The organism is Planktothrix sp. FACHB-1355 (assembly GCF_014748295.1).
Taxonomy (GTDB): Bacteria; Cyanobacteriota; Cyanobacteriia; order Cyanobacteriales; family Aerosakkonemataceae; genus Aerosakkonema; species Aerosakkonema funiforme_A.
Map to the genome: position 1 here is coordinate 1 of NZ_JACJUP010001021.1, position 2587 is coordinate 2587.

Annotated in this window: 3 protein-coding genes; all 3 read left to right on the forward strand. The window is 44.3% G+C overall.

Annotated features, from left to right (window positions below):
* Positions 1–523: hypothetical protein (locus H6S82_RS34435; RefSeq protein WP_347339559.1), on the forward strand; the 523-nt coding region annotated here is incomplete at its 5' end.
* Positions 489–1430, forward strand: a complete 942-nt coding sequence (locus H6S82_RS28415) for an NAD-dependent epimerase/dehydratase family protein (protein ID WP_347339560.1) — start codon at positions 489–491, stop codon at positions 1428–1430. The genes H6S82_RS34435 and H6S82_RS28415, both read left to right, overlap by 35 nt.
* A 52-nt stretch (positions 1431–1482) precedes the next feature.
* A partial coding sequence (locus H6S82_RS28420; protein ID WP_191057117.1) for a radical SAM protein occupies positions 1483–2587 on the forward strand: 1105 nt, incomplete at its 3' end.

Below are 2587 nucleotides of genomic sequence, written 5' to 3' on the forward strand. Positions count from 1 at the left end.
GGAATCAATCACCGAAGACGATCGCATAGCAGTGTCAGAGACTGCAACATCATCAATGTCTCCAGTGGAGTTAGTGGAAGAAAGCGATCGCTTAGCAATTGAAGAAACTCCTGAATTAAGCAATCCCGAAATTTCTGGAGAAGAGGCTAACATTACAGAATTAGAGAATAATTCCGAGTCAAATGCTGCACATATTTCTGGAGAAGAGGCTAACAGAGGGGAAATAGACGAAAGCACAAAGTCAAACTCCTCACAAAGCCTTTTAGAAGAGCGGAAAAGACCAGAAATAAAGGATAGTTTAGAGTCAAAATCTCCAGAAGAGATTTACACCTCTACTAATTTGGGTAGCCGCGAAACTGCACCTTCTCCGCGCACGCCCCAGCCATCATCGTCCGCAAACAAACGCAAGCGAATTTTTATCACCGGTGCGAGTGGCTGCATCGGTCAATACCTGGTAGAAAAACTGATAGACAGAACACGAACTATACTTGCTGGTAAGAGATCCGGGCAAACTGCGTTTTGACTGTAATGCCCGTCCGGGTATTAACATCGTCAGAGGCGATATACGACAGATTCCGCGCCATGCAAATCTGCTCAAAACGATCGATTGTGCAGTGCTGATTGCTACGTCTTGGGGCGGTACAGATCAGGAAGTGCTGGATGTGAATATCTACAAAAATATTCAATTGCTGAATTTGCTCGATCGACAAGTCTGTCAGCAAATAATTTACTTTTCCACCGCCAGTATCCTAGATCGCAACAATCAACTTCTCAAAGAAGCAAGAGAACTGGGAACAAGTTACATTCGTTCCAAGCACGATTTTCTGCGTCAAGCATCGCGCTTGCCAATATACGATCGGATAACTGCTGTGTTTCCTACCTTAGTTTTAGGCGGCGATGCACAACATCCCTATTCTCACATTTCATCTGGCTTACCCGGTATCACAAAATGGATTAAGCTGATTCGCTTTTTCAAAGCAGATGCTAGTTTCCACTTTATTCATTCCCAAGATATTGCAGAAGTAGTAGGATACTTGATAGAAAATCCGCCGCAGAAAAAAGAGTATCGGCAGTTCGTGTTGGGAAATCCGGCAGTAACGGTAAATCAAGTAGTGGAGGAGGCTTGCGCTTATCTGAATCAACCAATTTTGTTTCGTTTGCCTTTGTCTGTTTGGTTAGCTAATCTTTTCATCGTTATCTTTAAGATTCAGATGAGTCCGTGGGATAGGTTTTGTTTGGAGTATCGGCACTTTACTTATCAAAATGCAGTTAATCCAGCAACTTTTGGTTTGCCAGTTTACTGTGCAACTTTCAGCGATGTTCTCAAAAGCAGCGGTGTGGTGGGAGGAAGCGGACAAAGGCTGACGCGAGTTAACAATTATAGACTCGATCTAGATGACCGAGAATCGGAATCGGGAAATGAGAGTTGAACTATTACGCGCTAGGCTTAAGTGGATTAGACATCCTACGGAGTAACATTAAATGCGGGTTTTACTGCTTTATCCTCTGTTTCCGAAAACATTTTGGTCTTACGAAAAGATTTTAGAATTAGTCGATCGCAAAGTGTTACTGCCGCCTTTAGGTTTAATAACTGTCGCGGCTATTTTACCACAAGAATGGGAATTTAAACTGGTCGATCGCAATATTCGATCGGTCACAGAGGCAGAGTGGCAATGGGCAGACTTAGTAATTCTCTCTGCAATGATTGTGCAGAAAGAAGACTTTATCGCCCAAATCCAGGAAGCGAAAAGACGGGGCAAACGAGTTGCTGTGGGTGGCCCTTATCCCACCAGTTTACCGGAAGAAGCAGAAGAGGCGGGGGTAGATTATCTGATTTTAGATGAAGGGGAAATTACTCTGCCGATGTTTGTCGAGGCGATTCAACGGGGTGAGACGAGGGGGATTTTTCACGCTAACGGAGAGAAACCATCTGTAACGGAGACGCCGATTCCCCGTTTTGATTTGCTGGAATTTGATGCTTACGATTCGATGTCGGTACAATTTTCGCGAGGTTGTCCTTTTCAGTGCGAATTTTGCGACATTATTGTGCTATACGGTCGCAAACCTAGAACGAAGACACCAAAGCAACTCCTGGCTGAATTGGATTATCTCTACGAACTGGGGTGGCGTCGAAGTGTGTTTATGGTGGATGACAACTTTATCGGCAATAAGCGCAATGTCAAGTTATTGCTGAAGGAGTTAAAAGTTTGGCAAGCAGAAAACGGTTATCCGTTTGCGTTTAATACAGAAGCTTCGATCGATTTAGCACAAGACCCGGAACTGATGGAATTGATGGTGGAGTGCTATTTTAATGGGGTGTTTCTGGGAATTGAAACGCCTGATGAGGATAGTTTGCAGCTGACTAAGAAATTTCAGAACATGAGAAATCCTCTGATTGAGGCTGTGCAGCTGATTGCAAAAGCTGGATTGCGCCCGATGGCTGGGTTTATTATTGGTTTTGATGGTGAGAAATCTGGTGCTGGTAAGCGGATTGTCCAGTTTGCGGAAGCAGCAGCTATTCCGACGGTGATGTTCGGGATGTTGCAAGCTTTACCGAATACGGCGCTGTGGAACAGATTGGAAATGG